Raw genomic sequence first — 26,977 nt, forward strand, 5'->3', positions numbered from 1 at the left:
GCTTCATTTTTCTATTTGATCAATCGTTTGATTAAAGGCTTCCTCGTACTGTTTAACGATCTTTTTCGCATTAAATTCGTTTGCACGACCCAAACCTTTATCAATGATCTGGGCTGTTTGTTCTTCATTTAAGTTAAGAATTTCATTTATTTTCGCAGCCATTTCTTCTGCGTTTCCAACCTCACACATCCGGCCAAATTCTCCGTAATTTAACACTTCCTGCGCCCCTGGTTTGCAATTCGTGGAAACGACAGGAACCCCTGTGGCTAAAGCTTCGGCTAATACATGACCGAACCCTTCACGCTTCGATGATAATACAAACACATCTGCCTGCTTAAAATAAATATAAGGATTTTGCTGAAAGCCGATGAAATGAACCTTGTCCAGAACGTTTTGATTATACGCTGTCCTTTTTAAGTCTTCTTCCAGTTCACCCTCGCCAAGGATTACTAATTTAGCAGTGATTCGCTCGTTTACTTTTGCAAATGCACGGATTAATGTTTCATGATCTTTGTCTTTTACGAGCCTTCCAGCTGTGATTATAATTTTCGCATCTTCTTCTTTGAAAATAGCTTGATGTTCATTCGCTACTTCCTCGTGTTCTATATTCTTTTTGATACTGTCTAAATCAACTGGATTATAGATGACTTTGATTTTTTTTGGTTTAATTTTATAGCGTTTAATGATATTTTCTTTTACGCCCTCTGATAAGGCAATAACTTTGCTGGATAGTTTATACAGCATTCCATAGGCAAGCAATTTCATATTTTCTGAAGGGCTTCCACCTAAATAAGCCGCCTCCCGAACGATGTTTTTTGCACCAGTAAAAGAAAATAAATTTGCCAAGATAGCAATCGTATTATAATTTGGAATCGTGCTAAATACGATCGCTGCTTTTTCTTCTCTTATCACCTTCGCTAAGGGAAAAATTGCTGATCTCAGGCGTTTTGTATCCAATTTAATAAACGTCACATCTGATTTTATATACTCTTCATACGAGCCATTATAATTTAATGTCACCAAAATTGGTGTAAATTTTGTTCGGTCTAAATTATTAATAATATTAAGCAGGGTCCTTGCTGCACCGCCAGCACCCATTTGATATATAAAAAATAGCACTTTTTTCTTTTCCATCGTATGCAGCCTTCCCTTACGCTATTAGCGATCAATACTAAGGGGCATTATACCATAGCACAATGAATAAATAAATTGTCGAAATGGTTACAAAAGTAGGAGGTGGGGTGGAGGTCTGGGTGTGGCGCGCGGAACGAACAGCTACGCCACCAATCCAAAAAAGGGATTCAGCACCAAAGCCAAATCCCTTCTATACTATCCATTAACCGTCGGCCGTCCAATCGAATGATACTCCACACCGCTTCCCGCCGCGCCTTCTAATTCAAAACAGTTCCTGCCGTCAAAAATCACGGCATTTGTCATGTGTTTTTTATAATGCTCTAATGGAAATGCTTTAATTTCCTTCCATTCCGTGAGAATAATAGTGATATCTGCATCTTCAACTGCTTCCTCTATACTGGATGTGTAGTTGATTTGCTCGGGTAAAATCTTTTTCGCATTGTCTGATGCGACAGGGTCATAGGCATTTACAATGGCGCCTTCAACCAGAAGCTTTTCTGTGACTAGGATAGATGGGGCTTCGCGCATGTCATCGGTGTTTGGTTTGAAAGCCAATCCTAATACTGCAACTTTTTTCCCTTTTATCGTTTCATAGCGTTCCAGGATTTTATCAACTAAGATTCCTCTTTGTCGGTCATTGGATTCCACGACATTTTCCAGTATTGGCATATCGTACGCTGCATCTTTACCTATAGAGATGATGGCTCTTGTATCTTTCGGGAAACAGGAGCCGCCATATCCGATGCCTGCATTCAAGAAGGCATTGCCGATTCGTGCATCCATTCCCATGCCTTTGGCAACATGATCGATATTGGCTCCGATCTTTTCTGATAAGTTTGCCATTTCGTTAATAAAACTGATCTTCGTTGCGAGAAATGCATTTGAAGCATATTTAATCATTTCTGCACTTCTTAGATCTGTTTTTACAATAGGGAGATTAAAATCCGCGTTTGCTTTTTCCAGTGTCTGTAATGCTTCTTCATCATCTGAACCTATAACGATTCGATCCGCGTTAAATGTATCGTGTACTGCTGAACCCTGACGTAAAAATTCTGGGTTTGAGGCGATTTTTACGGTAATATTTTTTTCCAAATTCGTTTCAATTTTATCTTTTATATATTCATTTGTGCCAACTGGTACGGTGCTTTTTGTAACGATAACAACATCATTGGCAAGGTCCCTGGCAATTGATTCACAAGCGGTGTTAATATAGGTTAAATCAGCAGATCCATCTTCTCCCTGAGGCGTTCCAACGGCAATATAAACCAAGCTTTTATCAGAGAGTCCGGTTTTATAATCGGTCGTGAAATGCAAATTACCGTTTTCTATATTTTTTTGGAGAAGTTCGGTTAAACCATCCTCGTAAATGGGGCTGATACCCTGTTTCAATGTAGCTACTTTGTCTTCATCGATATCAATACATGTCACATTATTTCCTAATTCAGACAGGCAACCCCCAGTCACCAGCCCTACATATCCTGTTCCAATTACGGCTATTTCCATCTTGGGTGCCTCCTATTTCTCTAATTTTGCTAACGTTTTTTTCATGTAGGCTTTGATATCGTCATGCAGGTCTTCACGATTTAACGCAAAATCAATAGTGGCCTGGACAAATCCTAGCTTACCGCCAATATCATAACGTTCACCTGTGAAATTGTATGCCAGTACCTGCTCCTGCTCATTTAACGTCTCAATGGCATCCGTTAATTGTATTTCATTGTCTTTTCCAGGTTCCTGATTTTCGAGAATATCAAAAATCGCTGGCGAAAGTACATACCTTCCCATAATAGCTAAATTTGATGGTGCTTTGTCCTTTGCAGGTTTTTCGACTAGCGAGTCAATTGCTCGAATGGAAGGGCCGTAATCTTTCGTCGTTAGTGGTTTTATAATACCGTATTTCGAGACATCTTCCATTGGTACGTCATGTACCCCTATTACAGATGACTGATGTTCATCATAAACACCAATTAATTGTTTTAGGCATGGCTCGTCCGCCTCCACAATGTCGTCACCAAGGAGCACAGCAAACGGTTCATTTCCGACAAAACTATGTGCACATGCAATCGCGTGTCCAAGGCCTTTCGGTTCCTTTTGCCTTATATAATGTATGTTCGCTAAGTTAGAAATGGATTGCACCATCTCCAGCATTTCCTGTTTGTCTTTTTGGGCAAGTTTTTCTTCCAGTTCATAGGATATATCGAAATGGTCTTCGATTGCCCGCTTGCCTCGTCCAGAAATAATAATTATATCTTCTATTCCAGAAGCAACCGCTTCTTCGACAATATATTGAATTGTTGGTTTATCTACAATTGGAAGCATTTCCTTTGGTTGTGCTTTCGTAGCAGGCAAAAAACGTGTTCCTAATCCAGCAGCTGGAATGATTGCTTTTCTTACCTTCATAATCGCTATCTCCTTCGTTACTAGTTTAACGTTCGACATTTTTCAGATTCTATTTGTAAGTTTATCATACGGCTAATCTCTATCCAATTTTTATTGATGTGCAAAACGCACGTAAAAATTGTATAATGGATATTAGTGTACATGAGACTAAATATCTTGATAAAAGGAAGAAGGCATCGATACCATGAGTTTGTTTACAAAATTACAATCAAAAGAAGAAAAAATAGCTGTAATCGGTTTAGGATATGTTGGTCTGCCATTGGCTGTTGAATTCGCCAAAAAGTATAAAGTGGTCGGCTATGACGTGAATAGGGATAAATTGGATAAATATTTAAGCGGTGTCGATATAACCGATGAAGTTGGGGATGAGACCGTACGCAATACGACCATGGAATTTTCAAGTGATGAAAATGACTTACAAGCGAGTAAATTTCATGTGGTGGCAGTTCCGACACCTATTAATACAGATAAAACACCAAATTTAAACCCGGTTATTGGTGCCAGCGAAACAGTTGGACGGAATTTAACCAAGGGCTCTATCGTTGTATACGAGTCGACGGTTTATCCGGGAACCACAGAAGAAATTTGTATCCCAATACTTGAAAAGGAATCCGGCTTGACTTTTGGAACGGATTTTAAAGTTGGCTATTCCCCAGAACGAATCAATCCAGGTGATAAAGTGAACACCTTAACCCGTATCACGAAGATTGTTTCCGGATCAGATGAAGAATCGCTTGAAGAAATCGCAGCGGTGTATGATTCGATTATCGAAGTTGGGGTCCATAAGGCGGAATCCATCAAAGTAGCAGAAGCGGCAAAAGTCATCGAGAATTCACAACGGGATATTAATATTGCGTTTATGAACGAGCTTTCGATGGTATTTAATAAAATGGATATTAGTACCAACGCTGTGTTGGAAGCTGCTGGGACGAAATGGAACTTCTTGAAATTCACCCCTGGGCTGGTAGGCGGACACTGCATTGGTGTGGATCCATATTACTTTACGTATAAAGCGGAACAGCTTGGATATCACTCCCAAATCATTCTCTCAGGACGAAAAATTAATGACGATATGGGTAAGTATATTGCCAGTAATGTTATTAAAAAAATGATTAAGGCAAAACAAGGAATCGACGGGGCTAGAGTTGGTGTCTTAGGCATGACTTTCAAGGAAAATGTTGGGGATGTACGTAATACGAGGGTTATCGATATTATTAACGAATTGCAAGAATACGGTGTTGAAATTGTCGTACATGATCCGCTAGCAGATCCGGACGCAGTTTATGATGAATTTAATATTCGTCTGGCTGACCAGGAGGAATTAAATGAACTGGACTGTGTCGTGTTAGCAGTTCCACACGATGAATATAAGGAAATGTACGATTTAGATGTACTGGATAGCATGTATAAGGATGATCGAAAAGTTCTTATTGATGTGAAAACTGTTTTTGATAAAAGAACATCTGAATCGAGAGGTTATCATTATTGGAGTTTGTAGACTTTTTGAAAAGAGATCTCGTCTGAGACGGAGATCTCTTTTTTTGTTGGGGGAAGAGCGGGTTGTTAAGCGGACTAAGCCGGTCGTCCGGCGGGGGCTGGCAGTCGTTCCGCGGCCGGAGAGTTTTGTCCAGCGCTCGAAGCTGTATGTCCCGCGACCAGAGGTTTCGTCCAGCGTTCGCTGTTGTTTGTCCCGCGGCCAGAACAGGTCATCCAGCGTTCTGAGCGTCATCCCCGATCATCAGTTAACCAAGAAGCGACAGCCCCCCTAGCTATCTTCTTCTGGATACAAAGACATTCGTTCCGCGCGATAGGCTTGCCTGCTTTCCCCTTGTTCAAAGCCTGATATGACTATTTCATAGACCACTTCAGCATTGTCTTCACCAGTTACTTCTACGATTCTACTTATTCTTGCATCCTCATCCTCTTCAACCTCGATATGTCCGGATGTGATGAGACGGTTGCCTGTATTATAAAGATAATCTGCATCACCGACGATATTAGAGTAGAAGGATGTCCCACGTTCTTCCCCATAGGACCAGACTTCCTCCACCGTTTTTTCTTCCTCATTGATCCGGTATTGAATAGCTCGGCTGTAGTCCCCACTAACATCCTCATCAGCCCGTATTATAGACATGTTATTATCAAAAAGCAGGTAATCATTTGTGTTATCGTTACCATCCTGATCAGGCATGAGCATTATTGCGTGCGGGGCCCCAGGGAATTTTACATCATTCACAGGTTCCAGCAAATATTGCTCAAATTCCTCAGGCCATTCTTCGTGTGCCGCTAATAACCACTTGATCTCTCCATCAGGGTAAGACATTTTCATGTTTAGATCCTGATGCCGACTTGTAATGAGCAACGTGTTATCTGACTCATCAAATGCCACTGTATTTTGATGAAACCAATCGCCATCTTCAGCATTAACGCTATCGTATTCTTCGTAAAATGATGCTGGAAAAATATCCCTAAAACTAAAGTTTCGAACTGTTTCACCCGTTTCGCGGTCAATCTCTGTCATTTCGTCTTCAACATAATCCGAGTCTGTATCATGTGTTGTCGCAAGCAAATTACCGTTTGGAAATTCAATCACATCATGATGCACGACATTTGTCGCATCATATTCACCTATGTCAACAAGATAGGAATTAAATACTTTCCCCAACATATCCATTTCCAATATTTCGTTATACTGATCCTGGCCTTCTTCTTTGGTGAGATATAATACATTTCCATTGTCTAATCGTTTAAAAAGGTGTGAGTTCCATAATGATGAATACCACCGAACATCTGCGTTATGATCAACGGCGTAAACATAACGTGTACTTGGAATGATGAATGTTAATCCTTCTTCCATTTTTTCTGGGGCGGTTTCAACTAGTTCCGTCGTTAAGAAATCGTCCGGAAATCCCTCTGTTTGCATAGAGACTTCTGTGGTTATTGTTTCCCCACCTTCATTGGTCGCTTCCAAGATGACGGTATTCTCATGATCTGCATATAGCCCTAAAACTGGAATTTCATGTGCAGTTTGATATTCTTCAAATGTTTTTTCCATATCACCATTGCTGTCTTTACCTTCCACGGTCATGCTTATCTGCATGGATTCCTCTGTTTCAAACTTCACCAACGCTGTTAGAGGCGCAACTTCATAAGGATCAACCTTTACAAAAGGATCTTCGAAGGAATAAGTTCCTTCGTTGTAATTCGCAAGTATCTCCTCTTCCATTTTTGTTTGTTCAAACATTCTTCTTTCATCTTTATATGAAAATTGTGTAGCATTCGGATCTGGTTCTGGGTTAAATTCAGCTGTTGTAGTTTCGCTATCCATTGTTACATATACAACAAAAGCTAATACAATAATTGCAGCGGACCCTGCTAGATAAATAAAACTTCTTTTTTTCATATACCCTCCATTGTTTTATATCCTAGAATTTAAAAGTATTATAGCATTTATATAGTACCACTGAAACGGCGATTTCAGAAATAAAATTAAGCTCTAATTAAAAGGAGATCGCAGTCTTAGACCAACGGGTTCAGTTTTGGGAGAGAAAAATGCTAATAACAGTAGAAATGACTTACAAATTAGCGTATAATTCGTTAACCAATTTAACACAACCAACAAAGACGCTTAGAATTTAATCTAATCTAAGCGTCTTTTGAAGTAATAATTGCTTATTAAACTAAAGCAGATTAGCTTAATACACTTTTTCCTTATGTATAACCATTGCAGTATTCCATTTAATTTATCTATCATATCTTTTTCCTTTTATATGAAAACGAGACCTAATAATGGCCTGTCTTTTAAAATCATTCTTGCATAGTAGGATGTTCATACCATTCAATTGCAAGGTTTGGTATATTCTCTTCAACAATGTATTTATTTTCCGGGTTTATATTCTCTAGAGTATTGTTATCATAATTACCCCTTATGACTACAGATAATTCTTCATTACCATATTGATCGACTAATGGTAATTCCGCCATCAATGTTATATCAATAAAATTATAATCCAACTCTTTAAGCTCAAAGAGTATATTAGACATAGTTCTATAAATACCGCTTTTCACCGAATTTAAAGTCAAATTATCTCTTCCTTCGAATGTTACAGATACAAATGTTTCTGTGCCTGTAGTAATAATAATGTCTTTAATCTTCGCGTTTGTTCCTCTGATTGCATTCTCTATTTCTTCCTCCGGAGTTAATTCCTGTTCTTCTTCAGCTTGTTTCTCTGCTTCCTCCTGCTCAAGCCGCTCTTCCTCTGCTTGTTTCTCTGCTTCCTCCTGCTCAAGCCGCTCTTCCTCTGCTTGTTTCTCCGCTTCCTCCTGCTCAAGCCGCTCTTCCTCTGCTTGTTTCTCTGCTTCCTCCTGCTCACGCTGTTCTTCCTCAGCTTGTTCCTCTGCTTCCTCCTGCTCAAGCCGCTCTTTCTCTGCTTGTTTCTCTGCTTCCTCCTGCTCAAGCTGTTCTTCCTCAACTTGTTCCTCTGCTTCCTCCTGCTCAAGCCGCTCTTTCTCAGCTGCATTCTCCGCTCGTACTTCATCTGTTTGGTATGCCAAATCTTTTTCAGTTTCTTCGTCAGAACCACGGTTTATAATTAATAATAAAATAAAAAATGCAGTAATAACCCATTTAGGCTTCTTACCCCATTCCGAATATCTCCACATTAAATAAAGACCAACTGGAAAAAATAATATAAGGAATAAAACTATGATCCAAGCTTTTCCTTTATTTTCATTCCAACTATTAATAATTCTATTCACGGAATCCCTTCTTTCTTGCTGTACTTAGTGGGCACTCTTTCTCCATCCATTGAATCACCTCAACCCCTATAATTTCTCTAACCAAATATTTTACCATCTTTTTTCAATGTTTTATAAAATCCCTTCTTCAACAATTCTTCACATACTAATATAAATATTTTAGCATAAAACACCAATACTACTAGAAAAACCAACAATGATTGATTTGGGTTTATTATTCCAAATAACAATGAAAAAAGGATTACGAAATGCTATGTGATTTGAAATCCTAATTATTGTTTTATTTAATGTTTTCTCTCCTATAACAGAACCCATTAGTCTCAGTCTAAGATCCCTTTTTTATTTGAGGGATTTGTCCCTGTTGGCAGATCCCTTTTTTCACATTTAGCATTTTATTCGGCGTTCTGAGCGTGGCGTCCAGAGCTCACAGCCATTTGTTCCGCGATCAGAGCATCGCGTCCAGCGTTCGCACCGATTCATCCCGCGGTCAACTCTACTCCCTATTCTTAATCTCGATCTCCTCATTTCCAGTTACCAGGTAACCAATTTCCTGGAAACATCAAACTCTTACAAACCCACCAAATAAAGAAATCAGCACAACACTCACAATACCTACTGCTACTGCCGCTGTAAATCCAATATAAAATGGTTTGATTCCGATACCTTTAAACATCTTAAAGTTCGTGGTCAATCCGACGCCTGCCATGGCCATGCCAAGGAGGTAGGTAGTTCCAAATGAGCTGAGATTGGAATAGATACGCTCCCAAGTATCTCCCCCGAACAATCCAAAAGCTAGATTCTCATTTTCCAACGTTGCATCACCGATGGTCCGTACAACGGAAAGAAGCAAAAAACCGATAACAAATAAAGGGATAAACTTATACCATTTCGGCAATGTAACCTCCCCATCAGCATTCTCCATACCCTTCCTTCCTGTATTTTTAAAAAACAAATAGGACACGAATGGGATAATAGCGATGATAAATAAATTTCTGGTTAATTTTGTAACCGTGGCTATCTCAACTACCGCCTGCGTCTGGAAAAACTGATCATAGATTAATGCAGCCCCCGTTACCTGTGCAGTATCATGAATGGCTGTTCCTAAGAATAAACCTGCTTTAATCGGGTCATCCGCAAATAAGAAATTGGCCAAAAAAGGATACAGCATCATTCCCGTTAACCCGAATATCGTGATGTTAGCAACGGCATAGGAAATTTCGTTTTCCTTTGCTTTGATAACAGGAGCGGTGGCCATAATCGCAGTTACCCCGCAAATGCCAGTTCCACATGCAATTAACGTTCCCAGACGGGCAGACTGTTTCATTTTATTCGTCAAATACAATGTTAGAAACAGTCCCGCCGAAATACATGCAACGATAAGAGGAATCCCAAATGCCCCAAGCTTCAATGCTTCCATTAAACTCAACCTAAGCCCCAGCAGGATGATCCCAGCCCGCAGCATATATTTTACGGAAAAAGAAATCCCTTTCGTAAAAACATCCGACAAACTGACTGAATTACGAATAATAATTCCAATAATAATAGCGACAAAGATTCCGGAAACTGGTGTCTGACTTCCTTCCGACAGCAGTCCCATCCAAATCATCAAATTTCCAATCAGCTCAGCGCCATAAATTCCAATCAACATCACAACAAAACAGAGAAGCACGCCGGGCAGTATTCTTACCAAAAAAGAGACTTCATTTTTTTCCCTTGCTTTCTCCAAGTTATCAACCCCCTTCCATAATTATTTCACATATACAAAAATCGTTTCATTGTTTCTCTTCATCCCTAATTTAAGAATAATAGATAGCGAAGAAAACAGGAAATAAGAAATTTTAATACATTTCATAAGTATTCTTTATAATAGCCCTAATTTTTTGCTTCGTAGCAGTAGATTTAATCATCATCGAAATAGTATTTTGTCCAGCGTTCAATGCGTGTCGTCCAGCGCTCACAACAGTTTGTTCCGCGGCTAGAGCACCTCATCCCGCGCTCGCAGCTGTTTGTTCCGCGATCAGGGTGATGGGTATATTTAGTCAGTTTAACTCGAGAAGGACAGTGTCTGTCATCACTGCGCAGCTTTTTTTTAGAAAACTTAGCTTATCGCCAAGCTTTATGGCGATAGCCTTAGTTGCACTTATGCAGTAAGAAAGTTTTTATACTTTCTTATCTGCCAAAAAAAATCAGCCAGCACCTTTTATCAGGTACCGGCTGATTTCAGCTAGTTGTTTCCTCTCCCATTATTGCCATTGTTTCCATTTCCGTTGCCATTATTATTACCTGGTCCTCTTGGTGGTCCGGCTACATAACCTTCCATTTCATTACCGGCATGGTCAACTACTTTAACAGTTACCATTGTGCTTGGATGCACATCGGTCAGTGTATATTCTTTTTCTTCAGTAATCGGTGCATCAAGAGCCGGCTCTCCGTTCAGGAAGATTTCCCAGGATGCAACCCCGCTTCCGCCCTCATTGTCCGATACTTCGATGTATACTTCCCGGTCACTGCGGCTAAATTCAGCTTCTGCTTCCGGCTCGGTCGTATCCAATATTACTGGCAGGGTCAGGGACTGGGCTTCGGCATCTGCAAAATCAATCACAGCCTCGGCTTCCAGATAATACTGGCCTTCTGGCGCTATTTCCCCATCGATCGTGCCATCCCATGTGCGATCAGGCAGCAGGGAATATGAAGGTGCCAGTCCGCCATCAAAATAGTTCTTGCGCAGGAACGTTTCCTCGGTTAATGTCCGCACGACGTTTTCATCCTCATCGAGCACGTTAAAGGTCGCCTCTTTCGCGTTTCTCAAGAAAGAGAGAATGAGTATCGCATCATCCTGCACGCCATCTCCATTTGGAGAAAAGGCAATGTCTTCTGGATTAATCTCCTCGGTTACTGGGTCAGCGCCAAGGAAACCATAGCTTCCTTCGCCAAGATCGGTACCCACTCCGGTCGAGCCATAGAAGGTCGTAGGATCCCACATTGGCGTATCAAAGATTGGCGCACTGTCCCAACCTCCTTTAAAGCCGACATAAGGCACGTTTAACTCAGGGTTCGTGTCTGTCGGGTCCGTCAATGTAACAAACCCTTCCAGCCAGTAGCCATTGGTAAATATGTCTTTTAGTGATGCATCCATACTGCTGACATCAAGGCTCACGGTGAATGTAGCTGAATCATTTGCCGGCACTTCAATCGTGCTGGAAGGCTCTCCATCCACTGAAGCCAAATCTCCCAGATCCATCGCCCCAAATTCGTTTGGTGCGACTACAAGGACACCCGCATCCACTGGTGTATCTGTCTGCACATTTGTATCGACTTCATAGCTTACTGCTTCGTCTGAGAAGTTTTCTGCTGTCAGTTCAAAGCTGACCTGATTTTCCGTTACTTCTTTCAATGCAACTTTTGCCTCACCGGATTCCGAATTGGTTACCATAACTGGTGTGGACAATGCGGCATGAAGCTGCATCAGTCCAGCGCCCTGACGGCGAGGGGAGACAAGTTCTCCATCAAACTCTACCTTTTTCGATGTATTTAGCATTAGGTTTTTTGCCAAGTTGACGCGGTCGGTGTTTTCATAGCCAAATTCGCTATCAACACGCTCAAGAACCAAGGCGCCACCGCCGGAAACATGTGGTGCTGCCATGGAAGTACCACTCATCAGGCCGTATTCATCGTCATTCAATGTAGATAAAATTTGCCCGCCTGGTGCGGTGATCTCTGGTTTAAAATCAAGATTCGGTGTTAGGCCCCATGAAGTGAAGGCACTCATTTTACCAGCATCCGGGTTATCAATGGTTGATTGATTGCCGGCAAATTCCAGTGTAACAGCTTGTCCATTTTTCACTGCTTCCGCTAGCCTGTCGCCATCATTCTTCAGCATAAACAGCTGCGGGATGGTGATGCTTGGATCTGTCGCCATATTGACAATGCCGTCGGTATTATTATAAATGATAACCCCAGCTGCTCCGGCATTTTGTGCATTCATAGATTTTTCAATAAAGTCCAATTCGCCGCGTTGCACAAGTACATATTTTCCTTCCGCGTCCTGGCCTTCATAGTCTTCTGGAGCGCCAATACCCGCTTCGATCACTTCAAAATCCTTTTGCTCGACTTCTTCCGGATGGACATTGCCGGCTGACAGGAATGCTGCCGCGTTAGGATCTCCATCAATCTCATATTCTACTGCATCAACTTCCATAAAATCATTTTCATAGGATGCCACTTGCAGTGAATCATAGGATAGACCTGGTGAGCCGCTCACGCCATAATCCGGATTGGATGCGTAAGGGTAGAAAAATCCGTCCCCGAACAGCGCGGAATTCCCGGCAGAGATCGACATAAGCACGCCATTGTCGACTGCTCTTGTGACTGCTTCCTGCTCTGGTGAATCCGGATTAACAAAACCTGCTGTTGAACCAAGGCTCATATTCAGCACATCTGCCCCCAGCTTGATCGAATCATCTATGGCTTTTATGTAAATGTCGCCATATGTTGACTGCATTTCCGGGTCATTTCCGAAGACTTTCAGTGCAAGCAACTGGGCTTCCGGTGCAATTCCCAGAATACCGCCATTGTCTTCATCGCCATTTGCCCCGACCGTTCCACCAACATGCATGCCGTGATAGTTTGCGGCAGAATGGATTTCCCGTATTTCATCGTTCTCATCCATGTAGTTGTAGCCATATGGTACTTTTTCGGTATAAAATTTTCCAGGCAAACCCTCTTCTTCTACTGTTTCATTCACAAATTCCTCGGTTAACGCTGCAGATTCGCTGTCAGAGACCACCATGTCCTGGTGGCTCGGGTCAATGCCTGTATCAATGATACCGACAACCATGCCTTCCCCTGTGTTGCCATAATCACGCCACGCTTTTTGTGCTTCCACAAGTTCTTTACTGTATTTCATTTCCGGCTCTGCATCTGGCCGTTCATACTTGTTGACTCGATGTACTATTTTAACTTGAGAAATTTCCTCGATTTTTTCAATATCTTCCTGTTTCACATCGGCACTGAAGCCATTCACAACAGCGCTAAATTCTTCATGATACTCAGCGGCAATCCCTTTGCCATTCATTTCATCCTTTACCGCATTTTGCGTGGCAATCGCCGCCCGCTCCAGCCCGGTTTTTTCTGGCTTGTCCATACGCTTATACATGATTCCGCGTTGGGTTGCTTTTTCAACCGGGGCTTCCTCTTCCATTTCCACTACGACCCGGACTTCCTCATTCGGGTCCTCCGTTTCTTTCAGCTCATCGGTGCTGAGCTCCGGCTTGCTGTCCTGCCCCGGCACCGTCTTCACCATGGCATTTGCATAAGAAAAATTACTAAATATTAGCAAAATAGTCGCCAGTACAATCGCAGTTCTTTTCAACATACCTTTCCCCCTCCTATTTTTTTACTAGATTTTTACTAGATTCCTTGCCCCAAATCCTCCTCTCTATTATAAGTTTTTTTAGACTTAATTTTCTGACTCTATTAATTTTACGAGAGTTCCCATTATTCCAACAGTGCCAAATGACACGGGTAAAAAGTTTGATATGTGCTATAAATTACGTCTTTTTTTGATAGGATACTGCAGGATGGGGGTTGGTGCGACATGGTGGGATGAGAATGCATGGCTGGTTTGTGGGAGAATTCGTGGTTATTTTTGGTGGGTAGGTCGAGTTACTAGATTTGAGATGCGGATGTGGTCTCCGTTCCGCCCGGCGCTCATAGTAGTTCGTTCCGCGGACGGAGCGTGTCGTTCAGCGGTTGCAGCTGTTTATCCTGCGAAATGAACGTTCCGTCCAGCGCTCACAACAGTTTGTTCCGCGGTCAGAGCGTCCCGTCCAGCGTACGACTTTACTCCCTATTCTTAATCTCGATCTCCTCATTTGGCTTTTAAATGATAGGGAGATCATGGAAAATTCGGGAAGTTACGGCACCCCGACCAATCCGTCTTAATTGAAAACGATTCTCATTAAGATGTATACTATAGGTAGGTTTTCACTTGAAGGAGATGGTTAGTAAATGGCTAGAATTCTAGTACTATACGCGAGCTTGACAGGCAGCACAGAAATGATGGCAGAGGCAATCGTTGAGCATATACAAGATCGCCATGATACAGTCCTAAAAACATTCGATTTCGATCCGATCGAGGCGAAAGAATTGAAGGCTTTTGATGGAATATTGATTGGCTCCTACTCATGGGATGATGACATTCCATTTGAAGTGGATGGATTCCACGATGATATGGATGAAGTCGACTTAACAGGGAAGCTGGTCGGGGTATTTGGCTCATGTGACTCCTATTACGATATATACGGCCCAGCACTTGACACGATGGCTATGAAGGCAGAAAAACAAAATGGAAAAGTCTATGAAGAAAAATTAAAAATAGAGCTCGAACCTGATAATAAAGATATCGAGCATTGCAAGCAGTTTGCGGATGGATTCTTGAGTGAATTGACGAAATAAGGTTCATTGGAGTGTACTTCGTTCAGCGATTACAGCTGTTCGTTCAGCGGTCACAGGCGTTTGTTCCACGGTAAGGGCGATTCTTCCCGCTGTCACAGACGTTTGTTCCGCGGCCAAAGCGACTCATTCCGCGTACGACTCTACTCTCTAAACTTGATCTCCGCGTTGCTGATTTCATCAACATAGAAGGAAGTCCCTGTTTTAGTGGTGACTTTCTTGATCGAGAAGTGGCACGCCAAAAGATGACATAAAAAAACACCCCACAATTCAATGTGAAGTGCTTGTTTTTTATCTCAATCTTATATTAAAATCCCAAATACTCTAAATAATCTGTGGAGTATAGCAATCGAATGGTGTGTTTTCCAAATCTAAAATTCCACCCTTTTTATCTAATGTGATTATATGAGTGGCATTAGATGAATATGCAGCTTCCACAAACATTTGATCATCAGGATCATTAATATTCTCTATATTAGTTCTGTCCAGCCCTCTAGTGTTAATTGACTTACCCAATTGAAGAATTCAGTTATTATTATTAGCGTATCTCTCGTCTCAACATCAGGGAGTCATAGCCACCCAATATTTCAAATTCGAAATTTACCTTATATATTCGACATATTATGACAAAAAACGGGAAGTGACAGGCACCCGATCAATCTTTTCACTTCTTTTTCTTCTTTGAATATGATTCAATTAACAAATACTACATACTATAGAAGGAATGAAATTTTCATTTGTTAGGAGGATAAGCGAATGAGCACAGAAACCACTAAACAATTAATAGATGAAATACACGCGGAAGCAATTACGATTGATGCGCACTTTGACCTTCTTTTTGACGTGGCTGCGCAGCGAGAACTGGGGAGAACACAGGTAATTGAAACCGACCATCTTCCCCATTTCACTAAAGGTTCGTGGGATGTTATTGTGTCTTCCATTTTTCTAGATAATAGCCAGTTGCCTGAAATGGCACTGCATAAGGCGTTAGACCAGGTCAGGTCTCTATATGCTGAGATTGAGGAATCGCCGGATAAGATCATGTTATGCAAAAATGTGCAAGATATTAAGCAGGCGAAGCAAAGTGGAAAAGTTGGGATTATGCTTTCATTTGAAGGCGTCGAACCGCTCCACAGTGACGTAAATCTCGTTCGTGTATTTTATGAATTAGGGGTTCGAATGATCGGACTCACGTGGAGCAGAAGAAATGCGGCTGGTGACGGCTGTGCATTCAACTTCACGACACGTCAAGCTACGGGTGGTTTATCCGATTTTGGTCTATCTGTGATTGCTGAAGCGGAGAGACTCGGAATGATTATGGATGTCACGCACATTAATGATGAGGGATTTCAAGATATTATCGCCTCTTCCCATCAACCCGTGATTGCTTCTCATTCCAATGCACGAGAGATCGCTGAGACACCGCGGAATTTGACGGATGAACAATTACGGCAAGTTGCGAAGTCTGGTGGCGTTGCCGGAATTAACGCAATTAGCACGATCGCTTCTATAAAACCAGAGGAAGCTACAATAGAAAAGTTAGTCGACCATATTGAACACATGACCACGATCGTTGGTGTTGATCATATTGGTATCGGTCTGGATTTATGTGACATGTTGAATAAATATATCGTACTTGGAAAAAAACGAAAAGCATTTGATATTCTAAAGGATCACGGGAAGTTAGAGGACCTAACACATGCACTGTTAGAGAGAGGTTTTGAAAAGGAATCCATATTAAAGATTTACGGTCAAAATATGTTGCGTGTGTATGATGAAATCCTTTCCTAGATGGTAGGAAAGAATGGATCAAGTAAAACTTCATTACGATAAAACCGAAAAGTGACAGGTATCCAAAAGGAGCCTGTCACTTTGAATTGGGATTTATAATTATGGAACTTCGCATTCGACATATTATGACAAAAACCGGGAAGTGACAGGCACTTCTCCTAAAGTCTAAAATTCAATATCAGCAAATTCTTCCTAATTCAGATCATGTGGGATGGCTTTCTCAACCATAAGATTACGTAATGTAGTTATTGTTACTGAAACATCGAAATCCAGCATCTCTTCTCCATCGTGATCAGCTTTAAGATAGAGGACGTTTCGAACGACATATGCACATTCTTCAGTCTGCCAATGTATATCCTTTTTTAACATAGTTGGTTCATTTTTCATTGTTTGAACCTCCCTGTTTTACGGTATGCATTGCATTCATCCCTTCTATGATTTGGACTAGGATTTACATTTGCATCATGGGTTCTAATTCATGGGAGGCTGAGCCTGTCAATGTTGGTATTTCACATTCGAAATCTACCTTTAGCCACCAATGCGGTGTTGATTTTTCATTAATATAAGTGACAGTTGCTATAGGCACCGCTCCCTCTTCCATTAAAGAGAAGATGGCTTTACTATAAAAGGCAGGAATATAGCCAATTTTTTCCTCATTGTATTTGTACACTGCAACAGCATTAGAATCATACTCATTTAAAGGTTCTTGCTTCAGTTTTAATTTCTCATTTAAAGTCAATAAAGAAGACCAATCCTCTGGCAAATTTTGATATCGCATTCCGTGAATAAAAAAGTTTGAATGTAATTTACCATCACCTGTATGACGAAGAGGTTGCTCAAAGGAATATGAGTCATTGGCTAACCGTCCCCTAGTCTGTTTTAAAACATCCATTTTAGAAGCATTCTCATCCAAACCTAAGTCTAATAAAATCGCCTTAAAATCTAAACGGTCCGCAGATGGTAATCGATGATCAAAAGTTGGAAATAATTTTTTAGATACATACGTTTTTTCCTTATCAGGGAATGCTGGGTGTAACATATAACCATTTTCTAAAGCATCCTTTAATTTACGGTAACCCTGTTCTTGATTTGTATAAACAAACTCATAGTACCCATTATAGTAAGAAAGTGTTCCTATATGATAAAACAATCGTTGACTTTCATTTTGCCAGACGACAAGAAGTGTTTGTACATCACTCATTGCTCTTCCTCCCTTCCTAACCATTCTAGAATTTTTCTTTTTCGAAATGGTATTATATGTAATAGCCATTTCATCTGTGCTTGACTTAATATATTTAAGGAATTAATGAACTGAGAATATTCTTCCATGTCAAAAGTAATTAGATTTTGAATACTTCTTTCACATTCCTCCGGAAAATGTTTATTGATATATACTAATAAATCCTTTCCCTTTACACTTTTTCGTTCAAATAAACCTGCTTTTAACTTTGTATTTTTTGTGTATTTATTCATTGCTGGATCTGTAACCATCGTCATTAATTTCTCATCCGTAAATCTCCAACCTAATGAAGCGCCATTATCGTATATTGGAGAGAATTTAACATCTCCATCATTGAAGAACAAAAGCATCCAATTATAAGGGTGCCTATCTTGATTACCAATAAGAATATCAAAAATCTGCATGTTAATAAAATCAGATTTTATTAGTTCCCAATATTTAAAATGCTGAATCATCCTGAAACCAGCGTCAATCAGATCATTATTTATTAATGATGATTCTTGTAATTCCTCATACTCCACTAGATTAGCTAATAGAGCGCCGCCTTCACTATTCATATCAGCACGGTTCTCTTTAACAAAATTCTTAAGGAGACAACCCCTCCTGCCTTTTCTAGTAACCATTTCAACTTTCATCATTTGTAATCCCAAAATATTTCCGATCCTAGATGCTATTAATTCAGTAATGTCCTCCCATGAAGTACCAAGTTCAACTTCCCTTGGGTATTTAATTATATAACCCGTCTGGTGACATTATTTCTTCTTTTTCTAACGTACTCTTACCACCGTATCCTAAAAGATCCCACTCACTGATATCTTTATACACAAATAATCGTCCTTCTTATATCATAATATGTATATTTTAACACATACCATTCACAATACACATTTTATTTGTTTAAGATTTCTGATAGCTCATATTAAATCTATGACTTAAACCACTATTAGAAACTTGGCTGTCACCAAGCCTTTAGGTGACAGCCTTAGTTGCACTTATGCAGTAAGAATGTTTTTATATTTCCTTAACTGCAAACTCACAACTAGCAGATCCTATAAAAAGAGTATTTAGCGACGCTCAGCACCGAGTAGTGCCGTTCATCTGCATTTTACCTAACTTACCAACTATTGGTCGTTTGACGCCAATAAACAGAAAAATTAAAGGCACTTCTCCTACTATATTCTGAGTATCCATGTTAAACTAAAGTGCATGAATTAACGAAAAAGAATAAATAATCTTAATAATCCTAAGGAGAATCTCATGTTAATTTCTACAATGACTTTAGGCTGGATTGGAGTTTTACTATTTTTAACAATTATTTTCACAGTTCAAAAAATGATGAAAAATAATGAATTTGCCTTTATACATATATTAATGGCATTGATGTATGCAATGTGGCTACCTTTACCATTGGCGTTAAATCAATTACTAAATTCGGAGATTCTACAAGTAGGTACTATATTTGGCTTCGTATATTTAATTATGTTAGTGATCACAATGGCGCTCCAAACAGGTCATATTACATATTTAGTAAAACATAATGATGATAAATCAATTACAGATGAACAAGGGAATTATATGATGGCAACATTATCTAATCCGTTTGAATCATTGTTAGGTGTTTTCAAGTGTATTTGGGCAATCTTTTTAGGAATCACTTTCTGGAATAGTGGCGAAATGGTAATGGCAGGTCTTATGTTTTTATTCAGTTTATTACTTTTTTATTATTTAGTGATATTGCTGGATAAAAGCTTAGTAAAACGAATTAAGTTATTTTCAAAGGTAAAACCAAACCCGTATATAATTAATCTTGAAACATTATTTTTCTTCATCATTTTGATGAGTTATATTTCCTTTAATGCTTGAAGGGATATTCTGATGTGAAATGACAGAAAAGTGACAGGCACCCAAAAGGAGCCTGTCACTTTGATTTAGGATTTATAATTGCACATAGGGTCTCATTCATGTGAAGCAGCACTTTCAAAGTTGACATTTCGCATTCGACATATTATGACAAAAACCGGGAAGTGACAGGCACTTATTCACGATCCCATTTATTCACGGTCTCTACTCTTCTTCATTTTCCATAATAGTTTTCGTAACCTATCGACTACTGGTCGTTTGCCGCCCATTACGACACCTGCTAGTTCGGCAAATATATGTAATAACACGAGTACAAAGGCTGTTACGATAAGTGCGGTTGTGATCGTTCCAAAGGAAAATAGAATGGCTAATCCACCGAATAGGGCGCTGAAGGCGTAGATGATCAGGACTGCTTTTCGGTGGCTGTACCCGCCGGCTATCAATTGATAATGGAGGTGCTTGTTATCAGCGATCATGATGCTCTCTTTATTATAAGCTCTTCGTACGATGGCTAACAGTGTGTCAAATATCGGTACCGCTAAAATGACAACTGGTATGATGAAGCCGAATAGTGCGATGTTTTTAAATAGACCAAGCATGGAAACGACTGCAATCATGTAGCCTAAAAAATTGGACCCTGTATCGCCCATATAGATTTTTGCGGGGTAAAAATTGTGGTATAAAAACCCGATATTTGCCCCGATTAAGACGATGCATAAATACGCGACCATCATTTGCGTGTCGATGAGCGCCATAATAAAAATACTGGCTAAAGCAAAGGTGGATACCCCTGTTGCCAAGCCGTCCAATCCATCGATGAGATTGATCGCATTGGTGATCCCAACGACCCATAGTACGGTAATGAGAACACTGAAGAAACCAAGATCAATCATACCGATAAATGGCAAGGTAATGCGTTCAATGATTAACCCCGACGAAATTAGAAAAGATGCAGCAATAAGTTGCCCAGTAAGCTTGACGACAGGCCTGATGCTATAGCGATCATCGAGTGCGCCTGTTACGAGGATAACAATTGCTCCAAGCAAAATTTCCGGTAAATGTTCATGAGCTGGCTGTAAATATAGCGCACCTAAAAAAGCACCAATAAAGATGGCTATTCCACCTAGTCTCGGTGTAACTTCTGTATGTATTTTCCTTCTATTTGGCAGATCAACTGCTCTGAGTTTAATCGCCATTTTTTTTACGGGATAGGTTACAAGTAACGTCGCTACTAATGCAATTAGAAACGCGATAAATAGTTCGACATAATTAAACATAGAGTTCTCCTAAAATTCGTGATGACTATCAGCGATGTTATCGTTTATGATCTTCCTCCGATTATAGCGAATACGTACATACATATGCAAATTTAACTTTATTCGACAACATCAGATCATCCTTGTGCCCATTCTTCGAAAAGCGCTTTACATCTCCGCTTATTCTGTGGCATACTATTTTTTAACGTGTTATAATGTTCGCAGGTTCAAAAGTTTTTTTGATCCGATACAATAATTTTCATTCATGTAGGGGGGCCGGTTTTGCTGGCTGAGACTGTATCCGTAAGATACTGACCCTTGGAACCTGATCTGGTTGGTGCCAGCGGAGGGAACATAGTCATATTTTACACGAGATGATGATGTTTATTCCCATGCGCTAAGGGCTAACCTTTGGCGCATTTTTTATATGGTTGAAAAACAGCGGTTTATTTAATGGGGAGGAAGAAAAATGAAGAAGTTATATTTTACATTCGTAGCACTATTATTGGTTGTTCTCGCGGCTTGTGGGGATGGTGGTGGACAATCTGATGGCGAAGGAAATGACCTAACACCTGTTTCTTTTGCGCTGGACTGGACGCCGAATACAAACCACACTGGGATTTATGTCGCGAAGGAAAAGGGTTATTTTGCAGAACAAGGATTAGATGTTGAAATTATGTTACCTGGTGAAGCTGGAGCAAATCAACTGATTGCATCAGGTGAGGCTGATTTCGGTGTAAGTTATCAAGAACGTATCACACAAGCACGTGCGGAAGGGTTACCACTCGTTTCCATTGCAGCTGTTATTCAACATAATACGGCTGGTTATATGTCACCGGTTGATAAAGATATTACAGAACCTGCTGATTTTGAAGGCCGTATTTACGGTGGTCTTGGCACCCCTCTTGAAGAGGCGAACATGGAGACGATTATGAACCAGGAAAACGCTGCTATTGATCAAGTAGATTTCATCAACATTGGCGATGCGGACTTTTTCACTGCTGTACAACGTGATGTCGATTTCTCCACTGTTTATTATGGCTGGACAGGGATTGAAGCAGAATTAAGAGAAGAAGAAATGAACATGGTCTACCTTCGAGATTTTGCGAACGAGCTCGATTTATATACACCAATTCTAGCAACGAGTGAAGCAATGATCGAAACGGACACGGAAACTGTTGAGGCATTTGTACATGCTGCAACACAAGGCTATGAGGATGCCATTGAAAAGCCAGAGGAATCCGCTGAAATCTTAATCGAACAGGAGTCAGATCTAGATCCGGATTTGGTTTATAGTAGTCAGGAATGGATATCTCCAAGATACCAGGATGACGCGGAAAATTGGGGTGTACAAGAGGCATCGAGGTGGGAAGATTATGCTGATTGGATGTTTGAAAATGGGATAATTGACGAGGAAGTGGAAGCAGGAGATGCATTTACCAATGATTTCTTACCGCATAAAGCAGAATAAGGGGCGTTGTTAACATGGGGATGACGATGGATACATTAACGGGGAAATACCGATGAAAAACATGTTGAAAAGAGGATGGCGGCCGCTGATTGCCATCCTTATCTTTATTGGCTTCTGGCAGCTCGTCACCATTGTTTTTGACATAGAGGACTGGATACTTCCTGCTCCAACCGACATCGTTCTCGAGGGAAGAGATGTTTTACCCGACTTTCTTCCTCATTTCTATGCAACGCTAACGTTATCTGTTTCGGGACTTCTTATTGGAGCGACAATTGGCTTGGTCATAGCCGCCCTTTTACATCTTTTACCACGTGTACGGGAAACGTTTTATCCATTTTTAATTTTATCCCAGAACGTGCCGACTATTGTACTTGCACCATTGCTCGTCATTTGGTTCGGATTTGGCTCCCTACCGAAATTAATCGTTATTACGTTGGCTTGTTTTTTCCCAGTCGCCGTTTCTGCTATAGGCGGATTCCAGCAGACCAACCGGGAATTGCTTCATTATATGAAAATGATGGGTGCGAGCAAATCACAGCTATTCTGGAAATTGGAATTACCACACGCCCTGCCTGCTATTTTTTCTGGTTTAAAAATAGCAGGCACCTACAGCGTGATGGCTGCCGTTATATCGGAATGGCTTGGAGCGCAAGAAGGAATTGGTGTGTTTATGACATTAGCTACTTCCTCTTACCGGACACCTCGTGTGTTTGTAGCGATCATCGTTGTGATGTTGCTCAGTTTAGCTATTTTCGGGCTCATTATTTTACTGGAGAGACTCCTGATACGATGGCAAAAGAAAGGAGAACAACGATGAATCTTTCTATAAGGGATGTCAGCAAATCCTTTGGGGATAAACAAATACTAGATAGTCTTTCATTTGATGTAGCGGACGGAGAATTCGTATCCTTAATTGGGCCCTCTGGAAGCGGAAAAAGTACATTGTTCAGCTTAATTGGTGGATTATTAGCACCTGACAGTGGTGACATATGGATGAACGAAGAACGGATAACGAATAAAAGCGGTACTATTAGCTACATGCCGCAGCAACCTTCCCTTTTCCCGTGGCGTACCATCATGCAAAACGTACTGCTTGGCCAGGAACTCAACGGCCAAAAGGAAACAGACCGCGCCATGGAGATGCTAGAAAAAGCTGGACTTGGTGACGTTACCCATGCCTATCCACACGAACTATCCGGTGGCATGAAGCAGCGCGTCGCCTTTATTCGCGCGCTGTTAAGTCCGCAAGCCTTTATGTGCTTGGACGAGCCATTCTCTGCGCTTGATGATTTCACAAGGATGGATATGCAAAAATGGCTTCTAACCACTTGGGAAGAAAATCAGCAATCCGTACTATTTATCACCCATAACATTGAGGAAGCACTGTTTTTATCAGACAAAATTATTATTCTATCAAGCAATCCTGCCCACATAAAAAAAGAGATTTCGATCCCTTTTTCAAGACCGAGGGATGAAGCTATTATGCTCACACCTGAATTTCTGGACTGGAAGAGGTATGTACTGGATATAGCTTTGAATTGAGGCTATATTTTACATTGAATAAAAAGAATCCATTTAAGAAAACTTGGCAGATGATTCTAATGTTATCAAGCTATTAAATCACAAAAGAGAACCCTTTTTCTTTTTTAGGTTCTCTTTAATCGTTTCTGTCCATTCGAAACTGCTTTAAATCAATTGTAAATTCTGCCTTCATTAACAAGTCTAAAAGTAACCCGTATTTATGCTTGATTTTCAAGGTAGTCGAATCTCCTTAATCCAACATCTTGACGGATTTCAAGTACAATACTCTCATTGGCGGTATGGTAAACCAACTCATCGCCTTTTGATTTCAACAGTTCTTTTGTTGCCAAGTGATCTGATACTGGCGTAATTACAGCCACATCTTCAATAAATTCTTACTCATTTTTTATGCGAGACGATAACACTTTTAATTTAACAAATTGATTTGGGTATAAATTTCTAACCTCTGACCATTCCATGCTTATCACGCCCCTTTACTTCATTTGCTCTATCTACATAATAACATAATATTCAAAAAGTAAATATTAAGGAAATAAAGGTTAGTTCCCAAAAAGGTCGACTCCGTACAAAAAAAGATTCTTAAGCACAATATATAGTGTTTATTAAACCATGACATCCGCCATATATTGTATATAATTGCTTGATCTGACCTTTTTGGGTGAGAGCCATTGCCATAATTTATCGTCGTTGTTCCATTAAAGTAGCATATCAAGTTCTAATTAAATTTTCACGTTTGTTTTCGCTTTTTTATTTGAGCATTCAGGTTAAGGTAGATACCATACCCTCCTGCTATGATTAGAAATAGTTGACCATAACCAAAATTTAGATTAAGCCAATAAGCGAATAGCATTAAGAAGATGATCACGATAAATATGATGATAATAATATTTCGATAATATTTATTCATTGTTAGCCTCCTTATGCATTTATCTAATGTAACAATTGCACCAGTTATCGTAAGGACACTTCTTCACAAAGTCGCCAAGCTTTATGCCGATAAGCCAAGTTGCACTTATGCAGTAAGAAAGTTTTTATGCTTTCTTATCTGCTAAAATAATATCAAAATCTTTAACACGGACAGCATTTCCAGTAATTTGTACATCATAAGATTCACCCGTTTTAGAAACCTGCACTTCTACCCGACCGTCTTTTTCAATTTCATGCCCCTGCTCAACGAGAAGAGTTAGTGATTCTTTGAAATTGTTACTTATGTATTTAGCATAAAAAGAACCCATTACCCCTGAAGCAGTACCTGTTACTGCATCCTCAACAGTGCCTGAATACGGTGAAGAGAAATGTCGAGCATGCATGTCAGCATCAGAGTCATAAGTTTCTGTACAAAATGGATGAACAGATGATTTAGGCATTTCCTTCAAAATAGCAGGAAAATCTTTATTATTTGGTTTCATTTTTTTAAAAGCATCTATGTTTTTTATTGGGATTAATAATGTCCAAGTACCTGTACTTCCATATAGAATTGGTAAATTATCTTCAATGTCGGTTTCTTCTAATCCTATCGAGTTAGCTAAATCTCTTTTTGAACCTTTGAATTCTGCAAATTTTGGTGATGCCTGGTTCATCGTTATAGAAATTTCCTTTTCAGAAGTCGAATTAATCGTTATAGGCAAAATTCCTGCCCTTGTTTCAATTGTTAAGTCTTTTTTTTTCACCTAATAGTCCTTTCGTTTTTAACGCATAAACTGTTGCCATTGTTGCATGGCCACACAAATCCATTTCGTGACCTGGTGTAAAAAAACGCATTTTAAGGTCTGCCACTTTTGATTGAACCGGAAAAGCCGTTTCGTTAAATCCTACTTTGAAAGCAATTTCTTGCATCTGTGCATCTGTTAATTCATCCCCGTTTAAAACTACTCCCGCTGGATTTCCCTTATCAGACTCTTTACTAAACGCATCGTAATGATAAACCTTTACGGACTTCACCATACATTCCCCCAATGTCGTATTAAAATCATCTTGTAATATTACCATTTACTACTAATTTCTTATTCCATTAAACTGCGACTTTAGCAAGAACAAAAGCGCAAGCGCCCGTTTAGCGACGTACGGACTGGACTGAGCCGGAGGAGATAAAGGAAACACGGCGACGAAAGGAGCCGATGTTGACTTTCACCACAAGGGTATAAGTGCGACTAAGCCTCTGGCGGAGCCAATCGGCAAGTCTTCTTTATCGTACGGAGGTGAAGGAAGTCGCGCTAGTCGCTGGGCGCCGGAGCTGGACGTGGCTATTCCAGTATATAAGTTATCCACAGCATTTAAATTCTATAGTTTCCTATGCAAAAATAAATTATTAAGAAACGCACCAGATAAGCCAATTTTTATACACTACTTTCCTTTTCCTAACCGCCGTTTATGTACATTTCAATTATTTTTATAAATTCAGTATACACGGTGCTCTTTCATTAAGTAAGTCCTTTTACAACGAAACAACCCTTTAGATCAAAAGTTCAACGGGGCAGAGGGCCAAGTTAGGCAGGCGTATTGGATTGAGCAATGGTTAGGCATGTGGTAAAATGATGGTCAGTTCATATGAAGGGGTCGTTTCGTGATGATGGCATACATTTTTGTTGTTGCAGCCGTTTTGGCTGTGATTCCTATTTTATTTCTTTTTAAAAAGAATTTAGAGAAATTGAAGGAAGATCCTACACAGGTTAATAAGGTGCAAATTAACTTTATGATCGGTGTTGCGGTTAGTGAAATCATTCCAATTTTATTAATGGTTTATGGATTTATCGAATTGAGCCCCGTAGAAGAAGTAAGTGAATTGTACATACCTGGCTTTATTATCCTTCTATTTATGGGGATGGCTGTCTTCTTTATTAACTCACAAAGACGCGTCGATGTAGAGGATCATGCTAGAAATACGGTTAATTCCTTTGCAACGATTAGTATCGCGCTCGTGAATGCCATTCCGATTATGGCGCTTGTCGGGATTTTCATGATGGCACCATGATCGATGGACAGTTCTCGATTTGGGGGCTGTTTTTTCTACCGTGTGATTTGATGCCCAAGGAACATCTGTCATCGCAGGTTTTCGTGCAATAGGAGGGCCAT

General features: G+C 40.1%; 22 protein-coding genes, 1 pseudogene and 1 riboswitch. Of the genes and pseudogenes, 8 read left to right on the forward strand and 15 right to left on the reverse strand.

The features are described from left to right. Positions 1 to 3: 3 nt before the first annotated feature. From OLD84_RS16805 to galU, 3 genes are all read right to left on the reverse strand, one after another. Positions 4 to 1,134, reverse strand: a complete 1,131-nt coding sequence (locus OLD84_RS16805) for a glycosyltransferase (RefSeq protein ID WP_209464532.1) — start codon at positions 1,132 to 1,134, stop codon at positions 4 to 6. 195 nt (positions 1,135 to 1,329) lie between these two features. Continuing rightward, positions 1,330 to 2,637: a UDP-glucose dehydrogenase family protein gene (locus tag OLD84_RS16810; protein ID WP_209464533.1), complete on the reverse strand. Its 1,308-nt coding sequence runs from the start codon at positions 2,635 to 2,637 to the stop codon at positions 1,330 to 1,332. Between the two features lie 12 nt (positions 2,638 to 2,649). After that, a complete protein-coding gene (gene galU / locus OLD84_RS16815) occupies positions 2,650 to 3,534 on the reverse strand; it encodes a UTP--glucose-1-phosphate uridylyltransferase GalU (protein WP_245301689.1) in 885 nt (294 codons plus the stop codon). Between the two features lie 184 nt (positions 3,535 to 3,718). Here galU and OLD84_RS16820 point away from each other — a divergent pair, with 184 nt between their 5' ends. Next, positions 3,719 to 5,032, forward strand: coding sequence for a nucleotide sugar dehydrogenase (locus OLD84_RS16820; RefSeq protein WP_209464534.1), 1,314 nt, complete (start codon positions 3,719 to 3,721; stop codon positions 5,030 to 5,032). Positions 5,033 to 5,299: 267 nt separating this feature from the next. Here the strand turns inward: OLD84_RS16820 and OLD84_RS16825 are convergent, their stop codons facing one another. The 4 genes from OLD84_RS16825 to OLD84_RS19365 all read right to left on the reverse strand — a co-directional run bounded on the left by OLD84_RS16825 (position 5,300) and on the right by OLD84_RS19365 (position 13,666). Beyond that, complete coding sequence (locus OLD84_RS16825) at positions 5,300 to 6,937, reverse strand: aryl-sulfate sulfotransferase (protein WP_209464535.1); 1,638 nt, start codon at positions 6,935 to 6,937, stop codon at positions 5,300 to 5,302. Positions 6,938 to 7,341: 404 nt separating this feature from the next. Beyond that, positions 7,342 to 8,292 carry a hypothetical protein gene (locus OLD84_RS16830; protein ID WP_209464536.1) on the reverse strand — a complete coding sequence of 317 codons (951 nt, stop codon included), beginning with the start codon at positions 8,290 to 8,292 and terminating at the stop codon, positions 7,342 to 7,344. Between the two features lie 559 nt (positions 8,293 to 8,851). Beyond that, positions 8,852 to 10,018 carry a YeiH family protein gene (locus OLD84_RS16835; protein ID WP_245301690.1) on the reverse strand — a complete coding sequence of 389 codons (1,167 nt, stop codon included), beginning with the start codon at positions 10,016 to 10,018 and terminating at the stop codon, positions 8,852 to 8,854. A gap of 498 nt (positions 10,019 to 10,516) precedes the next feature. Next, on the reverse strand, positions 10,517 to 13,666 hold the full coding sequence (locus OLD84_RS19365; RefSeq protein ID WP_209464537.1) for a S8 family serine peptidase: 3,150 nt from the start codon (positions 13,664 to 13,666) through the stop codon (positions 10,517 to 10,519). A gap of 635 nt (positions 13,667 to 14,301) precedes the next feature. Here OLD84_RS19365 and OLD84_RS16850 point away from each other — a divergent pair. Then, on the forward strand, positions 14,302 to 14,748 hold the full coding sequence (locus tag OLD84_RS16850) for a flavodoxin domain-containing protein (protein WP_209464538.1): 447 nt from the start codon (positions 14,302 to 14,304) through the stop codon (positions 14,746 to 14,748). Positions 14,749 to 15,069: 321 nt separating this feature from the next. Here OLD84_RS16850 and OLD84_RS19535 read toward each other — a convergent pair whose 3' ends face one another. Next, positions 15,070 to 15,261, reverse strand: a complete 192-nt coding sequence (locus OLD84_RS19535; RefSeq protein ID WP_390336652.1) for a PIN domain-containing protein — start codon at positions 15,259 to 15,261, stop codon at positions 15,070 to 15,072. A gap of 240 nt (positions 15,262 to 15,501) precedes the next feature. On the opposite strand from OLD84_RS19535, the gene OLD84_RS16855 reads away from it, so the two are divergent. Then, the gene (locus OLD84_RS16855) at positions 15,502 to 16,536 is read left to right on the forward strand and encodes a dipeptidase (protein WP_245301691.1); all 1,035 of its coding nucleotides are present in this window, start codon (positions 15,502 to 15,504) and stop codon (positions 16,534 to 16,536) included. 192 nt (positions 16,537 to 16,728) lie between these two features. On the opposite strand, the gene OLD84_RS16860 is transcribed toward OLD84_RS16855, so the two are convergent. From OLD84_RS16860 to OLD84_RS16870, 3 genes are all read right to left on the reverse strand, one after another. After that, positions 16,729 to 16,923, reverse strand: coding sequence for a hypothetical protein (locus OLD84_RS16860; RefSeq protein WP_209464539.1), 195 nt, complete (start codon positions 16,921 to 16,923; stop codon positions 16,729 to 16,731). A gap of 64 nt (positions 16,924 to 16,987) precedes the next feature. Further along, complete coding sequence (locus tag OLD84_RS16865; protein ID WP_209464540.1) at positions 16,988 to 17,737, reverse strand: HIRAN domain-containing protein; 750 nt, start codon at positions 17,735 to 17,737, stop codon at positions 16,988 to 16,990. Then, complete coding sequence (locus OLD84_RS16870; protein ID WP_319962312.1) at positions 17,734 to 18,510, reverse strand: HipA domain-containing protein; 777 nt, start codon at positions 18,508 to 18,510, stop codon at positions 17,734 to 17,736. The genes OLD84_RS16865 and OLD84_RS16870 overlap by 4 nt, the downstream gene beginning before the upstream one ends. A gap of 523 nt (positions 18,511 to 19,033) precedes the next feature. Between OLD84_RS16870 and OLD84_RS16875 the strand changes: the two genes are divergently transcribed. Beyond that, a complete protein-coding gene (locus tag OLD84_RS16875; RefSeq protein ID WP_209464541.1) occupies positions 19,034 to 19,639 on the forward strand; it encodes a hypothetical protein in 606 nt (201 codons plus the stop codon). Positions 19,640 to 19,827: 188 nt separating this feature from the next. On the opposite strand, the gene OLD84_RS16880 is transcribed toward OLD84_RS16875, so the two are convergent. Further along, positions 19,828 to 20,913, reverse strand: a complete 1,086-nt coding sequence (locus OLD84_RS16880; RefSeq protein WP_209464542.1) for a glycosyltransferase family 4 protein — start codon at positions 20,911 to 20,913, stop codon at positions 19,828 to 19,830. Between the two features lie 238 nt (positions 20,914 to 21,151). Next, a riboswitch (TPP riboswitch) is annotated at positions 21,152 to 21,261 on the forward strand. A gap of 100 nt (positions 21,262 to 21,361) precedes the next feature. Here OLD84_RS16880 and OLD84_RS16885 point away from each other — a divergent pair. Genes OLD84_RS16885 through OLD84_RS16895 form a run of 3 tightly spaced genes read left to right on the forward strand, consistent with a single transcriptional unit; the run spans position 21,362 to position 23,905 of the window. Next, complete coding sequence (locus OLD84_RS16885; protein ID WP_209464543.1) at positions 21,362 to 22,363, forward strand: ABC transporter substrate-binding protein; 1,002 nt, start codon at positions 21,362 to 21,364, stop codon at positions 22,361 to 22,363. 52 nt (positions 22,364 to 22,415) lie between these two features. After that, on the forward strand, positions 22,416 to 23,180 hold the full coding sequence (locus OLD84_RS16890; protein ID WP_209464544.1) for an ABC transporter permease: 765 nt from the start codon (positions 22,416 to 22,418) through the stop codon (positions 23,178 to 23,180). Continuing rightward, on the forward strand, positions 23,177 to 23,905 hold the full coding sequence (locus OLD84_RS16895; protein WP_209464545.1) for an ABC transporter ATP-binding protein: 729 nt from the start codon (positions 23,177 to 23,179) through the stop codon (positions 23,903 to 23,905). The genes OLD84_RS16890 and OLD84_RS16895 overlap by 4 nt, the downstream gene beginning before the upstream one ends. A 197-nt stretch (positions 23,906 to 24,102) precedes the next feature. Here OLD84_RS16895 and OLD84_RS19370 read toward each other — a convergent pair whose 3' ends face one another. The 3 genes and pseudogenes from OLD84_RS19370 to OLD84_RS16910 all read right to left on the reverse strand — a co-directional run bounded on the left by OLD84_RS19370 (position 24,103) and on the right by OLD84_RS16910 (position 25,846). After that, the gene (locus OLD84_RS19370; RefSeq protein ID WP_319961477.1) at positions 24,103 to 24,264 is read right to left on the reverse strand and encodes a hypothetical protein; all 162 of its coding nucleotides are present in this window, start codon (positions 24,262 to 24,264) and stop codon (positions 24,103 to 24,105) included. 368 nt (positions 24,265 to 24,632) lie between these two features. After that, complete coding sequence (locus tag OLD84_RS16905; protein WP_209464546.1) at positions 24,633 to 24,812, reverse strand: hypothetical protein; 180 nt, start codon at positions 24,810 to 24,812, stop codon at positions 24,633 to 24,635. Between the two features lie 124 nt (positions 24,813 to 24,936). Next, a pseudogene (locus tag OLD84_RS16910) lies at positions 24,937 to 25,846 on the reverse strand (PhzF family phenazine biosynthesis protein). Positions 25,847 to 26,471: 625 nt separating this feature from the next. Between OLD84_RS16910 and OLD84_RS16915 the strand changes: the two are divergent. Next, positions 26,472 to 26,876 carry a hypothetical protein gene (locus OLD84_RS16915; RefSeq protein ID WP_209464547.1) on the forward strand — a complete coding sequence of 135 codons (405 nt, stop codon included), beginning with the start codon at positions 26,472 to 26,474 and terminating at the stop codon, positions 26,874 to 26,876. Positions 26,877 to 26,977 lie beyond the last annotated feature (101 nt).

The organism is Virgibacillus natechei (assembly GCF_026013645.1).
Lineage (GTDB): Bacteria > Bacillota > Bacilli > Bacillales > Amphibacillaceae > Virgibacillus_L > Virgibacillus_L natechei.